General features: G+C 51.7%; 23 protein-coding genes. 14 read left to right on the top strand and 9 right to left on the bottom strand.

What is annotated here, in order from left to right:
- Positions 1–146: 146 nt before the first annotated feature.
- Positions 147–452, top strand: coding sequence for a hypothetical protein (locus tag AB4876_RS11485; protein ID WP_368381799.1), 306 nt, complete (start codon positions 147–149; stop codon positions 450–452).
- Positions 453–507: 55 nt separating this feature from the next.
- Here the strand turns inward: AB4876_RS11485 and AB4876_RS11480 are convergent, their stop codons facing one another.
- Entirely contained in the window at positions 508–1,131 is a 624-nt protein-coding gene (locus AB4876_RS11480) for a glutathione S-transferase family protein (protein ID WP_368381798.1), read from the bottom strand.
- Between the two features lie 116 nt (positions 1,132–1,247).
- On the opposite strand from AB4876_RS11480, the gene AB4876_RS11475 reads away from it, so the two are divergent.
- Genes AB4876_RS11475 through AB4876_RS11460 form a run of 4 tightly spaced genes read left to right on the top strand, consistent with a single transcriptional unit; the run spans position 1,248 to position 4,126 of the window.
- Positions 1,248–1,763 (top strand): glycine zipper 2TM domain-containing protein, encoded by a 516-nt coding sequence (locus AB4876_RS11475; protein ID WP_368381797.1) that lies wholly within the window; start codon positions 1,248–1,250, stop codon positions 1,761–1,763.
- Positions 1,764–1,784: 21 nt separating this feature from the next.
- Complete coding sequence (locus tag AB4876_RS11470) at positions 1,785–2,087, top strand: PepSY domain-containing protein (protein ID WP_368381796.1); 303 nt, start codon at positions 1,785–1,787, stop codon at positions 2,085–2,087.
- A gap of 19 nt (positions 2,088–2,106) precedes the next feature.
- On the top strand, positions 2,107–2,790 hold the full coding sequence (locus AB4876_RS11465; protein WP_368381795.1) for a response regulator: 684 nt from the start codon (positions 2,107–2,109) through the stop codon (positions 2,788–2,790).
- 1 nt (position 2,791) lies between these two features.
- A complete protein-coding gene (locus AB4876_RS11460) occupies positions 2,792–4,126 on the top strand; it encodes an ATP-binding protein (RefSeq protein ID WP_368381794.1) in 1,335 nt (444 codons plus the stop codon).
- Between the two features lie 77 nt (positions 4,127–4,203).
- On the opposite strand, the gene AB4876_RS11455 is transcribed toward AB4876_RS11460, so the two are convergent.
- The 4 genes from AB4876_RS11455 to AB4876_RS11440 form a co-directional block, all read right to left on the bottom strand.
- On the bottom strand, positions 4,204–4,785 hold the full coding sequence (locus tag AB4876_RS11455; RefSeq protein ID WP_368381793.1) for a hypothetical protein: 582 nt from the start codon (positions 4,783–4,785) through the stop codon (positions 4,204–4,206).
- 313 nt (positions 4,786–5,098) lie between these two features.
- Positions 5,099–6,826, bottom strand: coding sequence for a ShlB/FhaC/HecB family protein (locus tag AB4876_RS11450; RefSeq protein WP_368381792.1), 1,728 nt, complete (start codon positions 6,824–6,826; stop codon positions 5,099–5,101).
- 18 nt (positions 6,827–6,844) lie between these two features.
- Positions 6,845–7,819 (bottom strand): OmpA family protein, encoded by a 975-nt coding sequence (locus AB4876_RS11445; RefSeq protein ID WP_368381791.1) that lies wholly within the window; start codon positions 7,817–7,819, stop codon positions 6,845–6,847.
- 251 nt (positions 7,820–8,070) lie between these two features.
- Positions 8,071–8,844 (bottom strand): hypothetical protein, encoded by a 774-nt coding sequence (locus AB4876_RS11440; protein ID WP_368381790.1) that lies wholly within the window; start codon positions 8,842–8,844, stop codon positions 8,071–8,073.
- Positions 8,845–9,342: 498 nt separating this feature from the next.
- On the opposite strand from AB4876_RS11440, the gene AB4876_RS11435 reads away from it, so the two are divergent.
- Complete coding sequence (locus tag AB4876_RS11435; protein ID WP_301027862.1) at positions 9,343–10,362, top strand: YheT family hydrolase; 1,020 nt, start codon at positions 9,343–9,345, stop codon at positions 10,360–10,362.
- A gap of 1 nt (position 10,363) precedes the next feature.
- Here the strand turns inward: AB4876_RS11435 and AB4876_RS11430 are convergent, their stop codons facing one another.
- Complete coding sequence (locus tag AB4876_RS11430; protein ID WP_368381789.1) at positions 10,364–11,227, bottom strand: HpcH/HpaI aldolase/citrate lyase family protein; 864 nt, start codon at positions 11,225–11,227, stop codon at positions 10,364–10,366.
- 169 nt (positions 11,228–11,396) lie between these two features.
- Here AB4876_RS11430 and AB4876_RS11425 point away from each other — a divergent pair, with 169 nt between their 5' ends.
- The 7 genes from AB4876_RS11425 to AB4876_RS11395 all read left to right on the top strand — a co-directional run bounded on the left by AB4876_RS11425 (position 11,397) and on the right by AB4876_RS11395 (position 19,888).
- Positions 11,397–12,689: an imelysin family protein gene (locus AB4876_RS11425; RefSeq protein WP_368381787.1), complete on the top strand. Its 1,293-nt coding sequence runs from the start codon at positions 11,397–11,399 to the stop codon at positions 12,687–12,689.
- Between the two features lie 3 nt (positions 12,690–12,692).
- On the top strand, positions 12,693–14,063 hold the full coding sequence (locus AB4876_RS11420; protein WP_368381785.1) for a di-heme oxidoredictase family protein: 1,371 nt from the start codon (positions 12,693–12,695) through the stop codon (positions 14,061–14,063).
- Positions 14,063–15,190, top strand: a complete 1,128-nt coding sequence (locus tag AB4876_RS11415; protein WP_368381784.1) for an imelysin family protein — start codon at positions 14,063–14,065, stop codon at positions 15,188–15,190. The genes AB4876_RS11420 and AB4876_RS11415 overlap by 1 nt, the downstream gene beginning before the upstream one ends.
- Positions 15,191–15,228: 38 nt before the next feature.
- The gene (locus AB4876_RS11410; RefSeq protein ID WP_368381783.1) at positions 15,229–16,329 is read left to right on the top strand and encodes a DUF1513 domain-containing protein; all 1,101 of its coding nucleotides are present in this window, start codon (positions 15,229–15,231) and stop codon (positions 16,327–16,329) included.
- 28 nt (positions 16,330–16,357) lie between these two features.
- A complete protein-coding gene (locus AB4876_RS11405) occupies positions 16,358–17,746 on the top strand; it encodes a multicopper oxidase family protein (RefSeq protein WP_368381782.1) in 1,389 nt (462 codons plus the stop codon).
- 115 nt (positions 17,747–17,861) lie between these two features.
- Entirely contained in the window at positions 17,862–19,175 is a 1,314-nt protein-coding gene (rimO, locus tag AB4876_RS11400) for a 30S ribosomal protein S12 methylthiotransferase RimO (protein ID WP_008249107.1), read from the top strand.
- Positions 19,175–19,888 (top strand): 16S rRNA (uracil(1498)-N(3))-methyltransferase, encoded by a 714-nt coding sequence (locus AB4876_RS11395; RefSeq protein WP_368381781.1) that lies wholly within the window; start codon positions 19,175–19,177, stop codon positions 19,886–19,888. Before rimO ends, AB4876_RS11395 begins: the two co-directional genes overlap by 1 nt.
- A gap of 18 nt (positions 19,889–19,906) precedes the next feature.
- Here the strand turns inward: AB4876_RS11395 and AB4876_RS11390 are convergent, their stop codons facing one another.
- Complete coding sequence (locus tag AB4876_RS11390; protein WP_368381780.1) at positions 19,907–20,491, bottom strand: 2-hydroxychromene-2-carboxylate isomerase; 585 nt, start codon at positions 20,489–20,491, stop codon at positions 19,907–19,909.
- Positions 20,492–20,505: 14 nt separating this feature from the next.
- On the bottom strand, positions 20,506–21,243 hold the full coding sequence (locus AB4876_RS11385) for an SDR family oxidoreductase (RefSeq protein WP_368381779.1): 738 nt from the start codon (positions 21,241–21,243) through the stop codon (positions 20,506–20,508).
- Between the two features lie 101 nt (positions 21,244–21,344).
- Here AB4876_RS11385 and AB4876_RS11380 point away from each other — a divergent pair, with 101 nt between their 5' ends.
- Positions 21,345–21,851 (top strand): winged helix-turn-helix transcriptional regulator, encoded by a 507-nt coding sequence (locus AB4876_RS11380; protein WP_368381778.1) that lies wholly within the window; start codon positions 21,345–21,347, stop codon positions 21,849–21,851.
- Between the two features lie 90 nt (positions 21,852–21,941).
- Here AB4876_RS11380 and AB4876_RS11375 read toward each other — a convergent pair whose 3' ends face one another.
- On the bottom strand, positions 21,942–23,246 hold the full coding sequence (locus tag AB4876_RS11375) for a spinster family MFS transporter (RefSeq protein WP_368381777.1): 1,305 nt from the start codon (positions 23,244–23,246) through the stop codon (positions 21,942–21,944).
- Between the last annotated feature and the right edge of the window lie 25 nt (positions 23,247–23,271).

The raw sequence follows: 23,271 nt of genomic DNA, 5'->3' as shown, positions 1-23,271 counted from the left end.
GCAAGCCCAGCCAGGCTCCCCTACTCCGCAGACAACGCCACCCCAAGTAAAAATTGTCCGGTTACCGCAAGAAGCCCCGTGATTCAGCTCGGGTTCATATTGACCATGGCATCCTGCAGGTGTTTTCTAGCCAAGGAGTTACCGTCATGAAGTTAAGCATTAGCCTTGTCCTTGTAGCTGGGCTGGCATTCGCCGCAAATAGCTACGCTGACCATAAGCGCAGCAACACCGAATTTGAGGCCCGCTACCGCTATCAGAGTGATAACGGCCACAATCGTCACTCCTACAAGCGCCACCATGACCACGATGTATACTATGTGCGTGAAGACCATCACGACCACCATTACGATAATCATGATCGCTATTATGTTCGCCATGTTCACAGCCGCGACTGCGGGCATCACTATGAACCCGCTTTTAATACCCGAGTTAAAGTATTTCTTGGGATTTAACTAGCGAGAGTATTCGAGCCGTATCGAGGGGCGGCAAGCCACCGCCCCTATGCTACTACTCTCCGAGTTTAGTTTTCATGCCGCTAAACCACGCCAGCAATACTGGGCAGGTCTCGGGAATTTTTCGTTTTACCCAACCACAAAAACCAAGTACCACATACAGATCAATATCGGCCTGTGACATATTTTTACCAACCAAAAATTCTCGGCCAGCCAGCTCCGCATCCATCGCCTCAAAAAAAGCACCAATACGAAGATTACCACGCTCAACTAATTGGGGGATTTGCGGCATTTTCAATGGCCCTGGCAGAGGCCTATCTTTAAACGCTTCACCTTGGTTGCGCAGCACCTCTGCAACTGCAGAAAAGCCCTCAAAAAATATTTGATGGCAACGGCCGACAACTTGGGCACGCTCCACATCATTACTGCCAAATAAGCTGCGTTCAGGGTATATCGTGTCCAAATACATACAGATGGCGATGGTATCGGTGAGCACCGTGCCGTCATCAATTACCAATGTTGGCAGGGTTGAGCGAGGGTTGACCGCACAAAAGCTTTCGGAGAATTGCGCCTTACTCATTAAATCAACTTCTTGGGTATCGACATTGATGCCCTTGTATTTCAATAACAGAGCCACTCGACGCGGATTTGGGGCCGCCGAAAAGGTATATAATTTCACTATGTTCACCCTCTTTTATCATTTTGGGAAATCAGCTACTTGGCACTGATTTATTCAGCTTTAGTTCAGCCTCAGCCACGTAAACTGCATGCTAACTACTCAAAGGAGTATATGCCATGTTGAAGTACTCTGTAATTCCCCTACTAATCGCTTGCTCGAGCGTTGCTGTAGCCGACCATCGCCACTACAGCCACAGCACAACTCGCCTTGCGTGGGTTACCCAGGCCACGCCTATCTATGAGCGCGTATCCTACTCAGCTCCCCAGGAACACTGCTGGCAAGAAACTGTTGCTTATGAAGAGCGCCGCAGTAATAGCGCGCCAATTATTGGCGCAATATTAGGTGGCGCACTGGGCAATGAGCTAGGCCATCACAAAAGTAATAAGCGAGTAGGTACCGTTGTAGGCGCCGTACTTGGTGCTACTGTTGCCACCGACATTTCACATAGGCGCAGTGGCAGTCACTATGAAACCGTTAACCGCTGCGAAATTCAGGAGCGCCGTGAATGGCGAGAGGAAATTGTTGGCTACAATGTCAGCTATCGCTATCAAGGAGAGATTTATCACACTCGTTTACCCTATAATCCAGGTAAGCAAATTGAGATCGACGTGAACGTTACTCCCCGCGGGTAAGGGCGAATGCCTAGGAATTTTATGAGCAGAACAGAGCTGTACAAAGTGAGTATTTTAGCTGGTGCCTGGATTCTTCTTGCCGCGCAACTGAACGCTGATCCGCTGCGCGGCGCAACAGGCGGCCACCTTGGACTACCTGAGCGGCCTCAATTTGAACAGCGGTTCGATTCGCGAGCAAAAGATGCCATAACGGCCAACGAGGCGATTAGCATTGCTGAACGGCGCTATGGCGGCCGTGCAGTAGGTGCCAAAAAGACCGGTACTGGCTACCGCGTTCGTATCCTGCAAGATAATGGCAAAATCAAAAATGTCACCATTGATTAACCGCTGACCGGACATCCTTATGCGCATTTTAATTGTAGAAGACGAGCAATTGCTCCTAGAACAGCTTCGTCGTCAATTTGAGCAGGCTGACTATGCCTGCGACTGTGCGGCCGATGGCGCCGAGGGACTCTTTCTCGGCCAAGAAAACCCATACGACCTTGCGATAGTTGATCTGGGTCTTCCAAAGCTAGACGGCATTAGCCTTATCAAACAATGGCGTAGTGAGGGCCGCAAATTTCCAGTTTTAATATTAACCGCCCGAGATCGCTGGCAAGACAAAGTTGAGGGCCTAGAAAGCGGAGCCGACGACTATGTCGCCAAACCCTTTCAAATTGAAGAAGTCATGGCCAGAGCCAATGCCCTCATTCGTCGCTCGGCTGGCTTTGCAAGCCCACAGCTGGAGTTCGGCTGCTTGACTATCGACACCGGCGCCAAGCGTGCGCTGTTAAATAAACAAGCACTCGAGCTCACCGCCTACGAATACAACGCCCTTGAGTTTATGGCGATGCGCAGTGGTCAAGTAGTATCTAAGACCGACCTAACCGAGCATCTTTACGACCAGGATTTTGATCGCGACAGCAATGTTATCGAAGTATTTATCGCTCGACTGCGCAAAAAAATTGACCCTAGTAATACCTTAAAACCGATATCCACCTTGCGCGGCCGGGGCTACCGTTTTGAGCTAAGCGAAACCCAACACTAAGATGCCCAGTACTCGCCCTGGCTCAATCACACGTCGCTTAATACTTGCCAGCCTCACTTTAATGCCCCTGCTACTCGGCTTAACGGGCATCGCTATCGATCGAGCCCACACCAGTAGCCTAATCAGCGCCGAAGAAGAGCAGTTACGACTGCAATTTTTTGGCTTACTCGGCGCCATCGAGTGGCAGGACGGCAATTTTGAAATGGGCGATAGGCTCAAAGAACCACGTTTCTGGCAATTCCGCTCGGGTCTCTACGCCGAGATAAAAGAGCGCAATGGCACCGTGGTGTGGCGCTCCGTATCGAGCGACACCTTAAATCTGCCCCCACCAAAAGACATGCCGCGCTCTGGTCGCGAATTGTTTGATGAAACGAAGATCAACAACAAGCCGTTTTTCACCTTTCATTACCACGCAATTTGGGAAACCGAGAACGACAACGACGTACCGCTATTATTTTCTTTGTACTCACAGCAAAGTACATTGCTAAACGAGCGCAATAATTTCCGTGCTCAGCTCAGCCTGTGGCTTGGTCTAGTACTCCTTCTCTCCCTGTTTATTAGCGCCTTTATTCTGTATTGGGGACTTCGCCCACTGCGTGAGCTAGCACGAGACCTACGCCGCTTAGAGCACGGCGAGACCCTGAAACTCAGTACCAACTACCCTCGTGAACTGCGCGGTATCACCGACAACTTAAATCAACTACTCGACAAAGAGAAAAAACAACGCGAACGCTATCGCAATACCCTTGCCGACCTCGCCCACAGCCTTAAAACCCCACTAGCGGTATTGAAATCGGGCAGCGCTGACCCAGCGGCAACCCAAGATCAAATCACGCGCATGGACAATATTATCAACTACCAACTAAAGCGCGCGGTAAGCAGTGGTAAACAGCAATTAGCCAGCAAAACCCCTATCAAGGCCCTTATTGACCGCCTCAGCCAATCCTTAGAAAAAGTGTATCGCGACAAATCTCCCCAGTTCCAAAATCAATTACCCAACAAGCTTGCGCTCGCAATCGACGAGCAAGATGCCATGGAGCTATTCGGAAACCTTTTAGACAATGCCAGCAAAGCTTGCCAAGGCAGAGTTAGAATCACAGCAAGTGAAAAACAACACGCCTGCCACGTTCACATTGATGATGACGGCCCCGGCATGACTGAAGATCAGCGCCAGCAACTTTTACAAAGGGGCTTACGTGGCGATCAATACGGCCAAGGCCATGGCTTAGGGCTGGCCATTGTTCGCGACATTATTGACAGCTACGATGGCGAAATACACTTTAGCGACTCAGCTCTAGGCGGCCTAAAAATCACCCTTGTCCTTCCAAAACGCTAATTACCCACAATAAAAAAGGCCAGACTGCTAGCAGCTGGCCTTTTTTTAATCACCGCGTCTACGCAGCGTATACTGACTTAGATAGGCAGTAACGCAAGCGGGTTAACAGGCAGCGCACCTAGACCTGGCAGGCTCGGTAAGCCGCCGCCAAGCAGCGAAGTTGGGTCAACCGGCAAGGCACCTAAGCCAGGTAGGCTCGGCAGACCGCCACCAAGCAATGAAGTTGGATCAACCGGCAAGGCACCTAAGCCAGGCAGGCTCGGCAGACCGCCACCAAGCAATGAAGTTGGATCAACCGGCAAGGCACCTAAGCCAGGCAGACTCGGCAGACCGCCACCAAGCAATGAAGTTGGATCAACCGGCAAGGCACCTAAGCCAGGCAGGCTCGGCAGACCGCCACCAAGTAATGAAGTTGGGTCAACTGGCAAGGCGTCCAAACCAGGCAAGCTCGGTAATCCGCCACCGGCTAAAGAGGTTGGATCAACGGGTAATGCATCTAAACCGGGAAGGCTGGGTAAGCCACCCGTGAAACCGCCCAGTTGTGCATCGACATCAGACAATACATCGATGACTGGTGCCAATGGGCCAGCAAAGCTCAGTGCACTTCCTGACACGAGTGCAACAGCCAAGGCTAGTTTTTTAATATTCGTCGTTTTCATAATGTCCCCTATGCTTTCTTCAAGCGCTATCCATTATTATCAATACAGCTAAGTCACAGTGAACTTTGTTTTAACTTAGCCGCAAACCGCACATAGATACTACGTATTAACGCCTATATTCAGGTGTGATATTCATCACAAAAAAATGGCACTTAGAGGGGAATAGATACAACAATGACACACAACAGCCTCATCGCGCACTATCGAGAAGTAATAATATCGAGGTTAAACGTTCAGTAAAACTCAGAGGGGGCTGTTAACTGCCCGCTGCCGAGAGCCCCTCGGCAGCGTAGTAAAGAGCGCGATGACAAAACTAGAAAGTTAGTTTAATACGCCAAAAGAAATCGACTTCTAACGCCGACAGAGCATCTTCGTTAAGATTGTCGTCATAAAATGGTGTTGCAGCAATCAGCTCTGTTTTTAAGTGTTTCCCCCACTCCGCCTTTAGGGTAAAACCAGCGTCAGCAATAGCCCGCACATCGCCAGATTGGCCTGCAGCATCTTCGTACCATGCTTGACCATGCTCGACAAAAAGCGAAGGTTTAAACTTTAAACCTAATAACGGCAAGCCGTTGCTCTCTATAGCAAGTTTTGTATACACACCTGAATCACCCACTAAGACACCAGGTAAATACGCGCTGAGACCACTGCCACCGCCAAGGAAAAACTGTTGCTGCAGTGGCAATTGCTTGTCATTAGAAAACTGACTCACAAGGTCAAGTTTAACGCTAGCCCAGTCGGCAACCGCCATTTTAAGTCCCGCACGAGGTTTGAATACCACAAATTCGCCAGTGCGCCGACCAACAGCTACAACTCCCTCACGACTGTCGGTACCCAATGTACCTCCCTCCCCTTCTAATCCAGCCTCAATAAAGCCCTGTGCAGTTAACTGACTACCAACACCAAACAACCTAAGCAGCTTATTGTATTTAAGCCCCACTTCCAGGGTTGTGTGAGGCTCATCCAGTGCCGCACCAAGATTCTTTACATCAATAAAACTGTCAATTTTTTCTAGGCGCTGGGAACTGGTAAAGCGATGAAAGCTATCACTACTAATAACCTGCTCACCGGTAAGTGCCACCGCTGTTGTTTCAGAATACAAATGAAGTGTCGTACTCTCCGCTGTAGCGGGCGCTGACGGATCGTTTGGTAAATTCAAATCGAGACCAAGCAAGCCGCCGCTAATATCACAGACCACAGGTACCGAGCACAAACCTATCGAGGTGCCGCTGTCTGGCTCCGCGGGCACATCGCCCTCAAGCAGCACATCTGCGTCACGCTGATACTCTGTATAGCGTGCCTCTAAACCGTATAAACCAAAACTACTCGGGTAATTAACTCTGAAGGTGTAACCGTCGTAATAATCACCACCATTAACCTCGCCAAACTCAGTTAACGCGCGATCGTAAGATAGGGAGGCTTCGATTCCACTGCTGAAATCATGCTTAAGTGTCGCGTTTGCAAAATAGCGGCCAAGAAAGCGATTACCAAAGTTATTCACGCTGAGACTAAGATCAGTACTGTCGTAGTCAGCTTTTGGCTTCTCAGTAAACACCAAGGTGTAAGCAGCAGGGTCACCAGCTACCTGATAGGTCACGGCGTAATCTAGCCCCGCCCGATCACTTTTTAAATTAGCGAGAACCTGCTTACCGCCAAATTCAGATTTACGTAAATCTTCGTCACCAACCAACCCCGAGAAATAAGGAGTGATACTGTCTGGCGCCTTAATCCCCGACAACCTACCATTGATCACATGGGCATAAATTGTTTTATCGCGCTGGGCAAAATACACCGTAACTAATAAATGGCCTAGCTGATAATACGCTTGGTTCAGGGCATTTACTGCCTGCGCAGGAGACTTCGCAGCCCCCATAATCATATCGACTTGCTCGCGACTCAAATAGCGATTTCCAGATATACGCAAATCGTAATCGCCCACTTTTACCGCAATAACGCTTTCAGAATGCTGCGCTGAATATTGCTCTATTCGATCTGCAGTGGATGCTTGCGGTGGAATAAGTGGTGGTAAATCGATAGCCATACAATCTCCAATATGATTTTATTTGCTTTGCTCACGGCGCTCGTTCAGAACAAGCAACTCAACACGTCGATTCCGAGCGCGTGCTTCAACCAGCGCCTTGCTCCCAAGGGCGTATATAGCCACCACCGGCCGGCTTTCGCCATAACCGCGAACAACAAGCATTTCCGAGGGGACACCCTCAGCCAAAAAGTATTTTTTTACAGATTCGGCTCTGCGCTCGGAGAGCCGCTGATTATATTTTTCACTGCCTAAATCGTCGGTATGACCGCCAATTTCTATTCGCAAACCGCGGTTTGCCTTGAGTATTTTTGACGCTTGGCGAAGCGTCGCAGTCGATGACGCGGTTAGCAGCGCAGTAGTGTCTACGGCAAAGGTCACGCCAATAAGCTCCAGTGGCGCCTTGGCGTCCAAATGACATCCCGAGGGCAATACCATCGCATGTGGTGGTGAATTTAGGCACTGATCATGGCTGTCACAAACACTATCTTTATCTTGGTCAGTACAGTGATACTTACCATCTTTGGGCAGCTTCTGTGTAGACTCGCGATTCTGTCGTGTTGTTTTATCTTTACTATTATCAAAACCCACATTAGAGCCATTGCTAGAACCAGGCAACTCCACGGTAAGCACAGTCGGATTGATGTCTGCGTCGCTCGCCGTTTCCTGTAAAAATTCAAGCACTGCGCCCTGAGAATCCCCTAGGCCCATCAATGGTGCCAACGCCCCCCCAACAGGGTCATCTGCCACGGGTGCACCCAAAAGTAATATGTCTTGGCCACTGACACTAAGACCAAGTAGGCCGCTGTCACCAAAAACGTCTACCCCAACAAGATTGCCCAAGCCACCCGCATCTTCGTTCAGAAGATCGACATCAGAAAGGGCATCGGTTACTGGCGCTGTCAGCGAACTGCCCATCAAATCAACATTAATCAATTGGGCACGCAAACTTGGCGATATGGCAATAACGCTAAACGTTAGAAAAAGTAACTGCACTAATCGAACCAAAAGATCTTAACACTCCGCATGACAGTAATATTAGATACAGCTATTGCTGGAAATTTGAGCAACTCTTGACTTTAAGCCAAGTTAATCACAGTACAAGCATAGTGTGGCATAGCAACACAGCTTTACCAAATAACAAAAAGCCAGCCCCGTGAAACAGAGCTGGCTTTGAGGAATTCTACCTTAATAAAGCTATGTGAAAACGGTAATTACTCGCTATCACTCCCAACTTAACTCTGGCTTTACTCGAACGATGGCCCATCGCCATCAATGGTCAGCGCACCTGCTGGTGTCGTCAATACCGCAGAGAACTCAGGAGAATCACCGCCGCCACCAAACATAGCGGTCAAATTAGCCTGTAAATTTTCCGCTGCACTTTGCACCGTGGGGGGAATCGCTTCGATATCGGCTTGGATTGCAGTAGGATCAGTTGCAAGGGTATCAAAAAGATCAGTTACTGCATCAACAGTACCGCCATTACCCGCTACATCGTCGGCGAGCATGTCTACAGCAAAAGTAAACTGAGTTACGTAGCCCGCCAAGGGGTTTCCGCCGCCGCTGGGAATCTGATCTGTAATTGCTGACAATGGGTTTTCACTACCCTCGCCTTCCTCGCCACCGCCATCAGCACCGGGAATTTGGTCCGTAACCGGTGCCAGTGGGTTATCACCACCGCCCAAGCCAGTAATTTGATCTAATACTGGCTGCGCGGGATTATCACCGCCACCCAATGATGTAGGGTCAACCGGCAGCGAGTCAGCGCCTGGAAGTGAATCCGCACCGGGAAGCGAGTCGATTCCTGGCAGAGAATCCATTCCCGGTAAACCGCCGCCAGATAACGCCGCTAACTGCTCATCTAAACCAACAAGCTGGTCACCTAAAGCCTCAAGTGGTGAACCAGACAATGCGTCGGCAACTGGATCGACAACAGGCGCAACTGGACCGGCCAATGCAATAGAGCCCATTGAAGCTAATGCAGCTGCAAGAGCGAGCTTTTTCATAGTAGGTGTTTTCACGATGTGTACTCCAGACAATTTAGAAACGCATATTATTCAATTAGCCTCGCACAACGACAGACCTCGCACGCGTTAATCGATTATGCTGTACTTGAATAGTACATGAAAACACCTATTGATTTTAGTGACTACCATCACATGCAGACCAATCTAACAGGAAAACTCAAGCGACCTCATGCAATCACGTCAAATAACACGGCAATAAACATCGAAGTTGGCATGAAAAAGAGAGGATTCCCCTTATAAATCCAGTATTAATTTCTATTTGCTACGCCAACGCAAAACCTCAGCACAATTCCCTTGTCTATTTGAGCCTCTGCAAATAGCGAGATAATTGGTCATTAATAACGGCCATGGCATACTGCCTTCGATAAACGATTGGCCCTAACTCGTGACCCACTCAGTGCAGCCCCCTTACTAAGCTCATGCAGCGACGGGAACAAGCGGCACTCCACACAGCCCAATAGATCTTCACGAGAATCTTATTCAGGACACACCATGAGTGACTTTGCCCCAAGTGGGCTGCTAAAAAACCCCCACGCCCAATCTATCCTCGCATCGACTGGGCTGCGCAAATTGCGCAGCTATCCCCGCGCTCGGGCGATGCTAGCGGCCAGCAAAACCGTTATTTTGGATTGCGGCAACGGCCATCAACTCCTCGGCGAGTACGCCGCCCAGCCCAAGCGCAGCAAAGGTCTAGTCACGCTCATTCACGGCTGGGAAGGCAGTTCACAATCAACGTATATGCTCTCGTCCGGCGGCGCTTTATACCAAGCGGGCTACGATATATTCCGCTTAAATCTTCGCGACCACGGCCCCAGCCACCACCTTAACCGTGAACTTTTTAATTCTGCACGTCTCGACGAGGTGGTCGGCGCCATCGCCGCAATCCATGAAATCTACCCCCAGCCTTGGCAGTTTTTGGCAGGCTTCTCACTCGGTGGCAATTTTGCCCTGCGGGTCGCCGCGAAAGCCACTGAAGCAGATTTAGACATAAAGCAAACCGTTGCTATTTGCCCAGTAGTCGACCCCGCAAAAACCATGACGGCGCTAGAACAAGGCTGGTGGGTTTACGAGCAGTACTTTGTACGGAAGTGGCAGCAGTCGCTGCGTAAAAAAATCAATCTTTACCCAGAGCTGGGCTATCAAAAAAGTTTATTTAAGCTAAAAACCCTGCGCGACATGAACAGCTATTTTATTCCGCATCACACGCCATTCAGCAATGTTGAAGACTATTTCCGCGCCTATTCTATCGCCGAAGAAGCCCTCAGCACCTTAAGCTCACCCGCACACATCATTGCCGCGCAAGATGATCCTATTATTCTTGCCGAAGATTTTGCACGTCTAGCCAATAGTGAGCACCTCAGCATTGAAACCAAACGCTACGGTGGTCACTGTGGCTTTATGAAAAACTACCAGCTCGACAGCTGGCTAGACGGCCGCCTACTGGAATTAATCAATCTCCGGCGCTACCCCAGTGGCGACCCAGCAAAACTGCACACGTTAGCCAGCGATTGAGTTAAGCCCGCGCGATTTGCTCGGCAACCGCCAGCAAACGCACAGCCTCTTCAACATGCAACGCCTCAACCAAGCGCCCATCAACCAGCACCACGCCCTTACCCTCGGCTTGAGCTTGTTGCCAAGCTACTTGAATCTTCTCTGCCCGCGCCAAGGCTTCCGCCGAGGGCGAGAAGGCCTTATTGGTCACCGCAATTTGCTTGGGATGAATCAATGTTTTGCCATCAAAACCCAGTTCAACCCCCTGCTCGCAAGCCAGCGCCAAACCCGCTTCGTCATCAAGATCTAAATGCACGCCGTCAAACACATCAATACCGTTGGCTCTGGCCGCTAACACACACAAACCTAGAGACGTCAGCATTCCCAAACGCTGTGGCGTGTGCGGCACCCGCAAATCTTTGGCAAGATCAGACGTCCCCAGCACAATACCGTCCATGCGCGCATGAGCACCCGCAATCTCGTTAACCGCCAAAATCCCCCGCGGCGTTTCCGCCATTGCCCACAATTTTAAACTGGCGGCCGCGCCAGCCTGTTGCAACACCTGAACCACCGCGTGAATTTCCTGCGCCGACTCAACCTTGGGCAAGCACAGCGCAGAAATCGGCGCCGTTGCAAAGGCCTCAATATCTTTACGCCCCCACTCGGTATCAAAGGCATTCACCCGCACCACTAGCTCGCGCCTGCCGTAACCACCGGCCATAACAGCTGCCAGCACCTGCTCCCGCGCCACGTTTTTTTGCTCAGGCGCAACCGCATCTTCTAAATCTAAGATGAGAACATCGGCATCAAGCCCCCGCGCTTTTTCTAGGGCCCGAGCATTGGAACCGGGCATATACAGCACTGAGCGACGCGGATTAGCGGCCATAGTAAAAATTCTCTCTTTAGAATGAAATAGGGTAAAACCGCAGTTTAACACAGCCCAAGCAAGCTCAGACCAGTTAGACCACTGCGCCAATCATAAGCATTAATTGCGAATCATTATCAATAACAGGTAGAATATCCGCCCCTACTCCGGTCGCGGAGTATTACTGAATATGCGGAGTCTGTTAATGCCAGCGCTGTTTCGCCAGATTTTAGTCCTTATCAGCTGCCTTATGCTCTCCAGCCTGCTTCATGCTAATGACAGCAGCAACACCAAAAAACCCAACGTAGTGGCGGCTCAAGCAGTAGTAAAGCACTACGCCGAACTTGCCTACGCCGTGTACAGCGACGCTGAAAGTAGCGCCCGTCAATTGCAAACCAAGGTCGAAGCCTTTTTAAAAGCACCAAGCCCAGCAGGCTTAGTCGCCGCGCAGCAGGCGTGGAAAACTGCCCGCATTCCCTATCAGCAGAGCGAGGTGTTTCGTTTTGGCAACCCCGTCGTAGACGACTGGGAATACAAGCTAAATAGCTGGCCCCTCGACGAGGGCTTAATTGACTACGTAGCAGAAGACTACTTCGCCGCGCTGGGCAATATTGGCGGCAGTCTCAACATTATTGGTAATCCAACTATTAATCTGGGCGGCGAAGTGCTCGACGCCAGCACCATTACCCCCGAATTACTGCGCAGCCTACACGAACTTGGCGGCTCGGCTGCCAACGTCGCCACGGGCTACCACGCAATCGAGTTCTTGCTCTGGGGACAAGATCTCCACGGTCATGAACTCGGCGCAGGCGAGCGCCCCTACACCGATTACAGCCTTGGCGATAACTGCAGCCACGGCAACTGTGACCGCCGCGCCGCGTATTTGCTCAGCGCCGTCAGCGTTCTTGTCGACGACCTCAGCTATATGACAAAACAGTGGGCGCCGAACAAAACCGACAACTACCGCGCGCAGCTACTCGGCCTTAAAAGCGATATTGTCTTAGCGCGGATGTTTAGTGGCATGGGCTCGCTGTCGCTAGGTGAATTGGGCGGCGAGCGTATAAAGGTGTCTTTAGAGGCCAATTCCACCGAAGATGAACACGACTGCTTTAGCGACAACACCCACTGGTCTCATTACTATAATGGACTCGGTATCGAAAACCTGTATCTCGGTCGCTATCAACGTCTAGATGGCAGCATTCTTAGCGGGCCCGCACTGGGCGACCTTGTCCGCCAAGCTAAGCCAGCAATCGACAACAAAACCCGCAAGGCCTTGAGCGATACCATGGCCAGCCTCAAAGTATTAAGCGACACCGCCGAGGCCGCGCAAAACCCAGTGAAATTCGACATGTTGATCGCTGAAGGCAATAAGCAGGGCGAAAAAATCCTTAGCGATATACTCGCCGCCTTAGTCATCCAAACCCGCGCCTTTGAGGCTGCCGCGAGCGCGATACAGATCGACCCCACAGCAACAGGCATATAAGCTTTGAAAAGTCGGCGCTCAATGCTGGCTTTAGTACTTGCTAAAGCCATGCTTTGTATAGGTTTGCTCAGTTTGCTCGCCTGTGAAAGCCCTCTGTCTACACCCTACCCCAGCGCAATGAGTTTTAGCCGCGAGCAAGGTTCGCCACGCATGCTGCTGCAAGCCCAGCCACAGCTCAGCATTGAACAGCAACTCGACTGGGCGGTGGGTAAAAGTTTTGCGACCCAAGCTTGGGTCAGCGGCCCAGCCAGCACCACCGCCAGAGACGGACTCGGTCCCTTATTCAATGCCAATAGCTGTGTCGGCTGTCACCAATACAACGGGCAAGGCCAGCTGCCCGAACACGGACCAGGCTTAGTTTTGCGCATCGCGCCCAGCGGCGCTCAGCACCAAGCCTATGGCGAGCAGCTGCAAGATCACGCCCTCACCGGCACCCTCGCCGAAGGCCAAATTACTTGGCAAACCGTATCGGCATTACTCGCGAATAGACAGGGCATAGTGGCTCCGTTGAATCACCGCCGTTACTACATTAAAAATGGCCAATACGGCGACACCAGCGAGCTAGCGTATTCGGCTCGCCTCGCGCCAGCACTGATTGGCATGGGCTTGCTCGACGGCATCAGTGATGAAGACATTTTGCGCCACAGCGACCCCGATGACCGCGACGGCAATGGTATTTCCGGCCGCGCTATTCAACGTTGGGATGCAGCAAGCCAGCGCTTTCGGCCAGGAAAATTTGGCTGGAAGGCCAGCCAAAGTAGCTTAAAACAACAAATTGCATTGGCCTTTAGCCAAGATATTGGTATTCGCTCACCCATTTATCCCGCAGCTAATTGCCCAGCAAATACGCCTAGTTGCGACACTCAACACGAACATGAAATCAGCGCGAAATTATTGGACGCGGTAACCAACTACATTGCCAATCTCGCCATACCCAGCCCGCGTCATAACGCCGATTTTGAAAAAGGTTTTAGCGTGTTTCAGCAACTCGGCTGCGCCGCCTGCCATATTCCCGCAACGCAGACCCATATTCGTGCAAGCTACCCGCAGCCGGCTAACTCGAGTACCCTAGCTCGCAGCGAAACCATTTACCCCTTTAGTGATCTACTGCTCCACGATATGGGCCCAGCACTCGCCGATGAGCACAACACCGACAACACTCCCGCCACCGAATGGCGCACGGCGCCGCTGTGGGGGCTGGGTATGCGCAGCATAGATCCAGACCATACGCGGCTACTCCACGATGGCCGCGCCAATTCTATTCACGCCGCCATATTCTGGCACGGCGGCGAAGCCCAATTAAGTCGCCAGCAATATTTGCAACTCGAATCTAATTCACAACATTTCCTGCTGAATTTTCTAAAGGCACTGTAATGATCGCAATAACTACCCAAACCATAAAATCCATGGCCCGCGGCGCACTCGCGGTCAGCGCCGTTAGTTTGATCGCCGCCTGCAGCCCGCCGCCCGCCGCCAAAGTACTAGCGGATACCAGCGAACGCTACATCCTAACTAGCTACCACGAGTTTTCAACGACAAGCCTGCAACTCGCCGAAGCCGCCGCTCAGTTTTGCGCAGCGCCCACTCAAAGCAGCGAGGCCTTTGAGGAAGTCCGCACCCAGTGGCGGCGCAGTGTTATCGCTTGGTCTGGAGTACAAAATCTCCAGTTCGGCCCCTTACTGGTCGACAATCAAGCTTGGAAAATTCAGTTTTGGCCAGACAAGAAAAACCTCATCGCCCGCAAGGTAGAAACGCTATTGCGCAGCGCGGAAACACTCGACATCAAGCGTATCGACGACAGCAGCGTAGTGGTTCAAGGCTTATCTTCACTTGAATATTTACTATTTGACCAAGCGGCCGGCAAGCTCGACAGCTACAGCAATGCCACCGGCCCTCGTCGCTGCGACCTTCTGGTCGCCGTCGCCACCCATCTTCACGGAGTCGCAGCAGGCTTATACGATGCGTGGCGTCCCGAGGGCGGCGACTATCTACACAGCTTTATAAAGACCGGCAAAAACAACCCCGAATACCCCGACGACAGCATTGCTCTCGCCAATTTACTCGACACCTTAGTGGCGGGAGTTGAGCTGATTAAGCGTGACAAATTTGAACGACCACTCGGCCTAGACAGCGACACCAGCCGCGCCCAGATTTACCTGTTGGAATGGTGGCGCAGCCAATACGCCAAAGAAGCCATTATCGCCAATTTAAATAGCTTACAAACTCTGTTTAACGCCGATGACGGCTACGGCTTAGATGACTATCTAACTGATGTTAAGCAGCGCGGCGACTTAAGCACAAAAATTCAGCAAGGCTTTACTAGCAGTATTGCTAGCGCCAAAGCCATACCAAACAGCCTATTCAGCACTGCCAAGCCCCGCGAGCAAGCCGAGCTAATCGCCTTTCAAAGTGAACTTAGCCAATTGCTTAGCTTGCTGAGAATGGACCTGCCCGAGGCATTGGGAATCAGCCTCGGTTTTAACGCCAAAGACGGCGACTAAGTCCATCTGTATTCGGCATTAGGAGCCCCACAAGCACCATGCAGCGACGCCATTTTATACTCTCCACCACAGCCCTATTATGCGCACCGGTGCTGGCCACTCGGCCAGCGCTGGCTAAGTCAGCGAATTTTACGCCAGTGCTCAGCGCCGCCAGCGATACCGCGGGCAAACATATTGGCCTGTGGCGCGACGACCACTGGCAAATTAGCAAAACTATCCCCCACCGCGGGCACGACAGCCTATTCCACCGCCAGCGCCAAGAGCTCGTGTTTTTCTCACGCAGGCCTGGCCGCGAGATGTATATCATCGACGCCCGCAGCGGCGCCTTGCGGCATACCATTAGCAGCAATGATGGCTACCACTATTACGGTCACGGCTGCACCAGTGCCGACGGCCGTTTTTTATACACTACTGAAAACAATATTGCCGACAACGGCGCCGGCAGCATTGGCGTTTACGACTGCGAACAGAATTATCAGTGTATTGCTCATATGAGCTGCGACGGCATTGGCCCCCACGAGCTGGCGCTAATGCCCGACGGCAAAACCCTAGTAATTGCCATAGGCGGCATAAAAACCCTACCTGCGAGCGGGCGCGAAACACTAAATGCCGACAGCCTAGCGCCTGCATTGCATTATTTAGATATTGCCTCTGGTGAGATTATGGAGCGTCAAGCCGCTCCGCATTTTCAGCTGAGCTTGCGCCACCTCGATGTTAGCCCCGACGGCCAAGTCTTGGTTGGCGCGCAATTCCAAGGTAGCTTGCCCTCGCGCCTGCCGCTGGTTTACAGCCACCGCCGCGGTGGCGAGCTCACCGCCATGGACTACGGCGAACAGCACCTTCAATTCAAAAAAGACTATATTGCCAGTGTCAGCATTGACGATCGCGGCGAGCACGCCGTAAGCAGTTGCCCACGCGACAATGTGGTCTGTCTCTGGGATTTAAAACACCAGAAATTACTCAAGGTTTACCCCTTGCGCGACAGCGCTGGCGCCATCTACGACCCCAACTTTAAGCAATTTATTTTAAGCAATGGCAGTGGTCAGCTTATGGCTTTAAAACCCGGCCAGCCTACACTGACACCCCTCGCCTATGCGGCGGGTACCCAATGGGACAATCACCTGACACTGCTGAGCTAGCAATCCGCAGCGCCAACAGGGAAATACTATGAAACGTCGAAGCCTAATCAAAAACAGCGCCGCCGCGATAATCGCCAGTTCACTGCCCCGCTTCACCTTAGCGATGGCCTCGGCGGATAAAAGCAGCGGCCCTCACTACGACTATATTCTCACCGCTGAGGTCGCCACCGCACACTTAGCCGACGGCGGCGACAGCGAGATATTTGGCTTTAATGGCCAATTTCCGGCGCCAGTTATTCGCGCCAAACAAGGCCGGCCACTGCGCGTTAAATTTGTAAACAAACTGAATGAAGCCAGCACCATTCACTGGCACGGCATTCGTATAGATATAGCCATGGACGGGGTCCCCTATTTAACCCAGCCACCAGTGCCCGCTGGCGGTAGTTTTATCTACGAATTCACCTGCCCCGACGCCGGCACTTTCTGGTATCACCCCCATATGAATAGCGTCGAACAACTGGGCAAAGGTCTGGTTGGCGCCTTGATTGTTGAAGAGCGCGACTTACCCGACTACCACGACGTGATTATTGGCTTAAAAGACTGGCGGCTAAACCCTGACGGCAGTTACTTGCCCTTATCACTACCCCGAGAAGCGGCCCGTGCCGGTACACTGGGCACCCTCGCCACAGTAAATGGCAAACAAAAACCCGTCATTGAAGTGCCGGCCGGCGAGCGCCTGCGCCTGCGTTTTTTAAATTTGGACAATACTCGGGTTTACAATTTAAGCCTGCGCGACAAAAACACCAAAGTCATCGCCATTGACGGCAGCCCTATTGCCGAACCTTACCCCCTCGAGGTTCACCCCACTGGCGCCGGTATGCGCCTCGACGCCGGCCTTATCAGCCCCAGCGAAGCCGGTGTCGAGATTCCCATTTACGATATGAAGGGCCGCTTTGGCATTGAAATTTGTCGTTTAAAAACCGTGCCCTCGGCAAAAACAAAAGCCGCCAAAACCGGCATTCCCGCTCTGCCCGCCAACCCTATACCCGCGCCGCAATTGGCCGAGGCAGAAACCCTAAGCTTTGTATTTGAGTGGGCTGGGGCAATGTCGCCCAGCAGCAAAGACGGCCAAGTCGATCACAATTTTTGGCTTATTAACCGCCGCGCATGGAGCGATCACAGCCATCAGCATTTACCCGAGCCACTGGCCACCCTCAGCTTGGGCAAAAGCTATATTTTTGACCTACATAATGCCACACCCCACCATCACCCCATCCATCTTCACGGTTTGATTTTTACGGTATTGGAGTCGGATAAACGCAGCCTCACCCCCTACCACACCGACACCATTTTATTAGAGAAAAACGAGCGCGCGAAAATTGCCTTTGTCGCCGATAACCCCGGCCGCTGGATGTTCCATTGCCATGTTATTGAGCACATGCAAACCGGTTTAATGGGCTATATTACGATCGCCTAAGCTGACAAATGGGAGGGCTAAACCACAGGTCAGTCACACGCCAGTGCCAACTAAGCGTAGGCGCCAGCCCCCCATTCCGGTAAAATGCGCCGCTTAAAGCATTTCAGAGGTTTCTATGACCAATCCCAAAGTCGGTTTCGTGAGTTTAGGCTGCCCCAAAGCGCTAGTGGACTCCGAGCGTATTCTCACCCAACTGCGCATGGAGGGCTACGATATTGTACCCAGCTATGACGATGCCGACGTGGTGGTGGTCAATACCTGTGGTTTTATCGACAGCGCCAAGCAAGAGTCGCTAGACGCCATTGGTGAAGCCCTCAAGGCAAACGGCAAGGTTATTGTGACTGGCTGTATGGGCGACGACGCCAAAATTCGCGCCGTACACCCCAATGTTTTGGCAGTTAGCGGCCCCGCCGCCTACGAAGAAGTGGTTGGCGCGGTGCACGAATGGGCGCCGCCGGTACAAAACCACGACCCCTTTGTCGATTTAGTGCCGCCCCAGGGCATTAAACTCACACCTCGCCACTACGCCTATTTAAAAATATCCGAAGGCTGCAACCACCGCTGCAGCTTCTGCATTATTCCGTCGATGCGCGGCGATCTGGTTAGCCGCCCTATTGGCAGTGTGCTCGAAGAAGCAAAGCGCCTGGTCGACGCTGGGGTGCGCGAGATTCTGGTGGTTTCCCAAGACACCAGCGCTTACGGCCTAGACACCAAGTACAAACTCGATTTCTGGAATGGTCAGCCGATTAAAACCCGCATGCTAGAGCTGTGCGAGGCACTGGGCGAAATGGGCGTGTGGGTACGCTTGCACTATGTTTACCCCTACCCCCATGTCGATAATGTCATTCCGCTCATGGCCGAGGGCAAAATTCTGCCCTATCTGGACATTCCCTTTCAGCACGCCAGCCCCAAAGTGCTAAAAGCGATGAAACGCCCCGCGCATCAGGAAAAGACCCTTGATCGCATTAAAAAATGGCGTGAAATCTGTCCCGATCTAGTAATTCGCTCAACCTTTATCGTTGGTTTCCCCGGCGAGACCGAGGAAGACTTCCAAATTCTGCTGGATTGGTTAAAAGAAGCCCAACTCGACCGCGTGGGCTGCTTTGAGTACTCGCCAGTTGAAGGCGCCACTGCGAACGACTTGGAAGACCACGTTCCCGACGATGTTAAAAAAGACCGCTGGCAGCGTTTTATGGTGGTCGCCCAAGAGATTTCCGCCGAGCGCCTGCGCGCCAAGATCGGCACTCAGCAGGAAATTCTCATCGACACCGTCGATGAAGAAGGCGCCATTGGCCGCAGCGTGGCCGATGCCCCAGAGATCGACGGCAAGGTTTACCTAGACGGCTTTACCGACGTCAAACCCGGCGATGCCTTAGTGGTCAATATCATCGACTCCGACGACTACGATCTGTGGGCTGAACCCGCCTAATGAATCTGCTGCTACTGCAGCCTGAGGACTTAGGCGCCGATTCCAATCACATAACGCTAAACGATGCCCGCGCAGCACATATTCGCTCTGTGTTGCGCGCCTCAATTGGCGACACCCTCAAGATTGGTTTATTAAACGGCTTAACAGGCAACGCTACCATCACCGCGATGAGTGACACTGCAGTTAGCCTAGAATTTGAACTCCACACCCCGCCACCGGCAAAACTGCCGCTAACACTGCTTCTCGCTTTACCTCGACCCAAAATGGCAAGACGAATTATTCGCGCTGCCACCGAATTAGGCGTAGCCGAAATCATTCTGTTAAACAGCTATCGCGTGGAAAAAAGCTATTGGCAGAGCCCCCTCGTTAGCGACGAAACTCTGCACAGTGCGATGCTGGAAGGTTTAGAACAGGCGGGTGATACGGTGTTGCCAAGTTTGCGCCGAGCAACCCGCTTCAAGCCCTTTGTCGAAGACGAACTGCCGAGCCTGCTTAGTGATAAATTAGGCCTACTCGCCCACCCCTATGCGGAGCAAGGCCCGCCGCAGTCCGTGCAACAAAACTGCCTACTCGCCATTGGCCCCGAAGGCGGCTTTATTCCCTACGAGTGTGAAAAACTTATCGCGGCCGGTATGCAGAGCTTTAGCCTTGGCCCGCGTATTTTGAAAACAGAGACCGCGGTATCCACGTTGATCGGACGCTTGTTTTTGTAATCGTAAATTCAGCGTAATTTATCTCAAAGCACGTTCAACATAATCCAAACGATCTTGGCCAAAAAACATCTCATCACCCACAAAGAATGTCGGCGCACCAAACACATGGCGTTCAATCGCCTCATTGGTAATTGCTTTTAAACGATCTTTAACCGCATCTTGTTCGCACAAGCCAAACACCTCCGCCGGATCAAAACCCGCAGCGAGCAAAACCGCACTCACCCCCTCCGGCGTCGTCATGTCTTTGCCATTAACCCACAGCGCGGTAAAAACAGCGCTGATATAGTCGTGAAACCTCGGCGTGTCCAAATGCGCTGCAGCGCCGCGCATCAACATTAAGGTGTTCACCGGAAAGTACGGATTAAAGTTGAATGGGATTTGGTAATAGTCTGCCGCGCGCTGTAAATCGACCAGCATATAGCGCGCTTTGCTCGGAATCATCGCTGGCGACTGATTACCCGTTGCCTTAAATACACCGCCCAATAACATCGGCTTATAAATGATCTCAGCGCCAGTGCGCTCAGCTAATGCCGCCAATTGCGTCCATGCCACATACGTTGCCGGACTGCCCACATCAAAAAAGAATTCGAGAGACTTACTCATTATTTCATTCCTGCCTAGAAGGTTTCTTGCCAAGGGCGAAGGTCAAACTCATGGGTCCAGCAATCCCTCGGCTGGCGATGAATTTGCCAGTACTGCTCAGCGATGTGTTCGGGATCAAGAATTCCTGCCTGTGCTTTAGTTGCGTATTTATCGGGGAAATTGTCTTTGATAAAGGCCGTATCAATCGCGCCATCAATAATCGAGTGCGCTACGTGAATACCCTGTGGCCCCAGTTCCCTAGCCATACTTTGCGCGAGTGCGCGCAGGGCAAACTTGGCACTGGCAAAGGCACTAAAGCCACTCCCTCCGCGTAATGACGCAGTGGCACCAGTAAAAATAATCGTGCCCTTATTGCGCGGCAGCATTACTTTTGCCGCCTCGCGGCCAGCGAGAAAACCGGCAAACGCCGCCATTTCCCAGACCTTTTGGTAAACACGCGCGCTAGTGTCAGTTATCGAAAACATCACATTTGCGCCAATATTGAAAATAACGACCTCAATAGGGCCAATATCCCGCTCAATGAGTTCAAACAGCCCGACCATGGCGTCTTCCTTGCGTGCGTCGCAGCCTAGGGTATGTACAACACCGCCCTCGGCCTCGATTTCGTCACGCAGGGGCTGCAGGGCATCGACATTTCGCCGTGTTGCCACAATTGCGTAGCCACCGCGAGCAAAACGTTTAGCGATCGCGCTGCCCGTAGCATCCCCAGCCCCTATAACCACCGCGACGGATTGCTTATCTAGTTGAGCCATAGAATATCCACCATTAAGTTCTTTTTTGGAACTAATAAAATATAGGTTCCTTTTTAGAACTTGTCAATTTATTCTACACACTCGATTTTTAGGATTTTTTTATGCGCTGGGAAGATCTAGACCAACAACCCTGCTCACTCGCCCGCACATTGGCCGTGGTAGGTGATCGCTGGACCTTGCTTATACTCCGCGACTGCTTTCTGGGAGTAAGACGGTTCGATGCCTTTGAACAACGCCTTGGGATTACTCGTCATGTGCTCACGGATAGGCTCAAAAAACTGGTTAGCTATGGCGTGCTTTATAAATCGCCCTACCAAGAACGCCCACGGCGAGAAGAATACCGATTAAGTGAAATAGGGCTGGAATTGCACCCCGTGATCCTTGGCTTAGTTAGCTGGGGCGACAAACACATGAGCGACGAGCGCGGCGCGCCTATTGTCCACATCCACAAATCCTGTGGTCAGCCAATGCACCCCATCACTCACTGCTCCGAATGCGGAGAAGCGATTACAGCAAAAGATATAAAATTGAAGGTCGCTAAAAAATGGCAGGACGAATTAAACGAGTTTCTGCCTATAAAAAAGCCATTACTAAAGTCATTGCTATAACGATCAGAATAAAGCGAGATAGAAACTTGGCGCGGCACTGATACACAAGCCACGCCAAGGTAATTTACGGTATTAGCAAGATCAGTAGACTTAATCAGCTTGCTCGGGCATATCCCTGCGAATATGTTTAGCCGTTAATGCGCACAATACCAAACACGCCAAGGTCGCGGCGCTTACCCAAAACAGCAGTGAATAGCGTAGACTTTCATTGCCGTAAGTCGGCTCTAAATAGTCGCTTAGGCCACCGACCAACACCGGCCCAAAACCCAAGCCAATTAAGTTGACCATTAATAACACCACCGCCGAGGACACCGCGCGCATACTCGGTTTTACTAAACTGTGGGTGACGGTAATCAGCGGCGCAAGGTAAGTCGCTTGTATGGCTGCGGGAATGATAAAGAACAGCAGCGCGGTGGTGCCGTCGCTACTCAGTAGCATTGCCGCCACTAGCGGCAGCGGTAAACCGTAGGCCAGTGCAATGGTGCCAGGATACCAGCGGCGGTCTTTTAAGCCCAAGCGGTCTGCCACATAGCCCATCGAAAAAGTGCCAAGTGCGCCGCCCACGCCAATGGTTAGGGCCAGCCAATTACCGACGGTGCCGGTGCTCATACCAAAGCTGCGAATCAGAAAAGACGGCGTCCAGCTATACAAGCTGTAAGCGCTAAATGAAGCGAGTGCGCCAGCAAAGACCATATAGCGAAAGGTCTTCTTTGACCACAATAGTGTGATGGTTTCCAGCAGTGTCGGGTGGGCTTCTGCAGCCTGATTTTCCAGTGCTTTCGCCACCTGCCGCTGGGGTTCTTTAACCGTAAACTTAATAACCAAGGCCAATAAAATACCGGGAATGCCCACCGCCATTAAGGCTATGCGCCAGCCGAAATATTCCTGAATCCAGCCGCCCATTAAAAAGCCGACTAGCATGCCGATATTGACGCCACTATTGTAGGTAGCAATGGCGGTTGCCCGCTCTTTCATGGGGAAGATATCTGAGATCATTGAGTGACTTGGCGGACTGCAACCTGCCTCGCCCACACCTACCCCAATTCTCGCCAGCAGCAATTGCCAATAATTTTGCGCCAAGCCGCAAGCGGCGGTCATCATGCTCCACAGCCCAACAGAATAAGCGACGATGTTTCTGCGATTTCCTCTATCTGCCCAGCGCGCAATAGGCAGGCCCATCACAATATAAAAAACCGCAAAGGCAAAGCCCGTCAATAAGCCGAGCTGGGTATCTGACAAGCCCAAATCGGCCTTGATCGGTTCTTGCAAGATCGACAGTATTTGCCGATCTACGAAATTAAACATATAGGAAGTTGTTAGCAGCGCTAAGGCGTAATAGCGGTAGCGACTATTACTATAGCCATCAGATCTTACATTAGCGCTTTCAAGACTCATCACAACTCCACAAATTATCTTTATT

Source organism: Zhongshania guokunii, assembly GCF_040892635.1.
In the GTDB taxonomy this organism is placed as follows: Bacteria; Pseudomonadota; Gammaproteobacteria; order Pseudomonadales; family Spongiibacteraceae; genus Spongiibacter; species Spongiibacter guokunii.
The sequence above is the reverse complement of the archived record's forward strand: the minus strand, read 5'-3'. Positions and strand labels throughout refer to the sequence as shown.

Bases quoted from the DNA above. Each gene is read 5' to 3' on its own strand.
- AB4876_RS11485 (WP_368381799.1), top strand. From the start codon at position 147: ATGAAGTTAAGCATTAGCCTTGTCCTTGTAGCTGGGCTGGCATTCGCC.
- AB4876_RS11475 (WP_368381797.1), top strand. From the start codon at position 1,248: ATGTTGAAGTACTCTGTAATTCCCCTACTAATCGCTTGCTCGAGCGTT.
- AB4876_RS11470 (WP_368381796.1), top strand. From the start codon at position 1,785: ATGAGCAGAACAGAGCTGTACAAAGTGAGTATTTTAGCTGGTGCCTGG.
- AB4876_RS11465 (WP_368381795.1), top strand. From the start codon at position 2,107: ATGCGCATTTTAATTGTAGAAGACGAGCAATTGCTCCTAGAACAGCTT.
- AB4876_RS11460 (WP_368381794.1), top strand. From the start codon at position 2,792: ATGCCCAGTACTCGCCCTGGCTCAATCACACGTCGCTTAATACTTGCC.
- AB4876_RS11455 (WP_368381793.1), bottom strand. From the start codon at position 4,785: ATGAAAACGACGAATATTAAAAAACTAGCCTTGGCTGTTGCACTCGTG.
- AB4876_RS11450 (WP_368381792.1), bottom strand. From the start codon at position 6,826: ATGGCTATCGATTTACCACCACTTATTCCACCGCAAGCATCCACTGCA.
- AB4876_RS11435 (WP_301027862.1), top strand. From the start codon at position 9,343: ATGAGTGACTTTGCCCCAAGTGGGCTGCTAAAAAACCCCCACGCCCAA.
- AB4876_RS11430 (WP_368381789.1), bottom strand. From the start codon at position 11,227: ATGGCCGCTAATCCGCGTCGCTCAGTGCTGTATATGCCCGGTTCCAAT.
- AB4876_RS11425 (WP_368381787.1), top strand. From the start codon at position 11,397: ATGCGGAGTCTGTTAATGCCAGCGCTGTTTCGCCAGATTTTAGTCCTT.
- AB4876_RS11415 (WP_368381784.1), top strand. From the start codon at position 14,063: ATGATCGCAATAACTACCCAAACCATAAAATCCATGGCCCGCGGCGCA.
- AB4876_RS11410 (WP_368381783.1), top strand. From the start codon at position 15,229: ATGCAGCGACGCCATTTTATACTCTCCACCACAGCCCTATTATGCGCA.
- AB4876_RS11405 (WP_368381782.1), top strand. From the start codon at position 16,358: ATGAAACGTCGAAGCCTAATCAAAAACAGCGCCGCCGCGATAATCGCC.
- rimO (WP_008249107.1), top strand. From the start codon at position 17,862: ATGACCAATCCCAAAGTCGGTTTCGTGAGTTTAGGCTGCCCCAAAGCG.
- AB4876_RS11395 (WP_368381781.1), top strand. From the start codon at position 19,175: ATGAATCTGCTGCTACTGCAGCCTGAGGACTTAGGCGCCGATTCCAAT.
- AB4876_RS11390 (WP_368381780.1), bottom strand. From the start codon at position 20,491: ATGAGTAAGTCTCTCGAATTCTTTTTTGATGTGGGCAGTCCGGCAACG.
- AB4876_RS11385 (WP_368381779.1), bottom strand. From the start codon at position 21,243: ATGGCTCAACTAGATAAGCAATCCGTCGCGGTGGTTATAGGGGCTGGG.
- AB4876_RS11380 (WP_368381778.1), top strand. From the start codon at position 21,345: ATGCGCTGGGAAGATCTAGACCAACAACCCTGCTCACTCGCCCGCACA.
- AB4876_RS11375 (WP_368381777.1), bottom strand. From the start codon at position 23,246: ATGAGTCTTGAAAGCGCTAATGTAAGATCTGATGGCTATAGTAATAGT.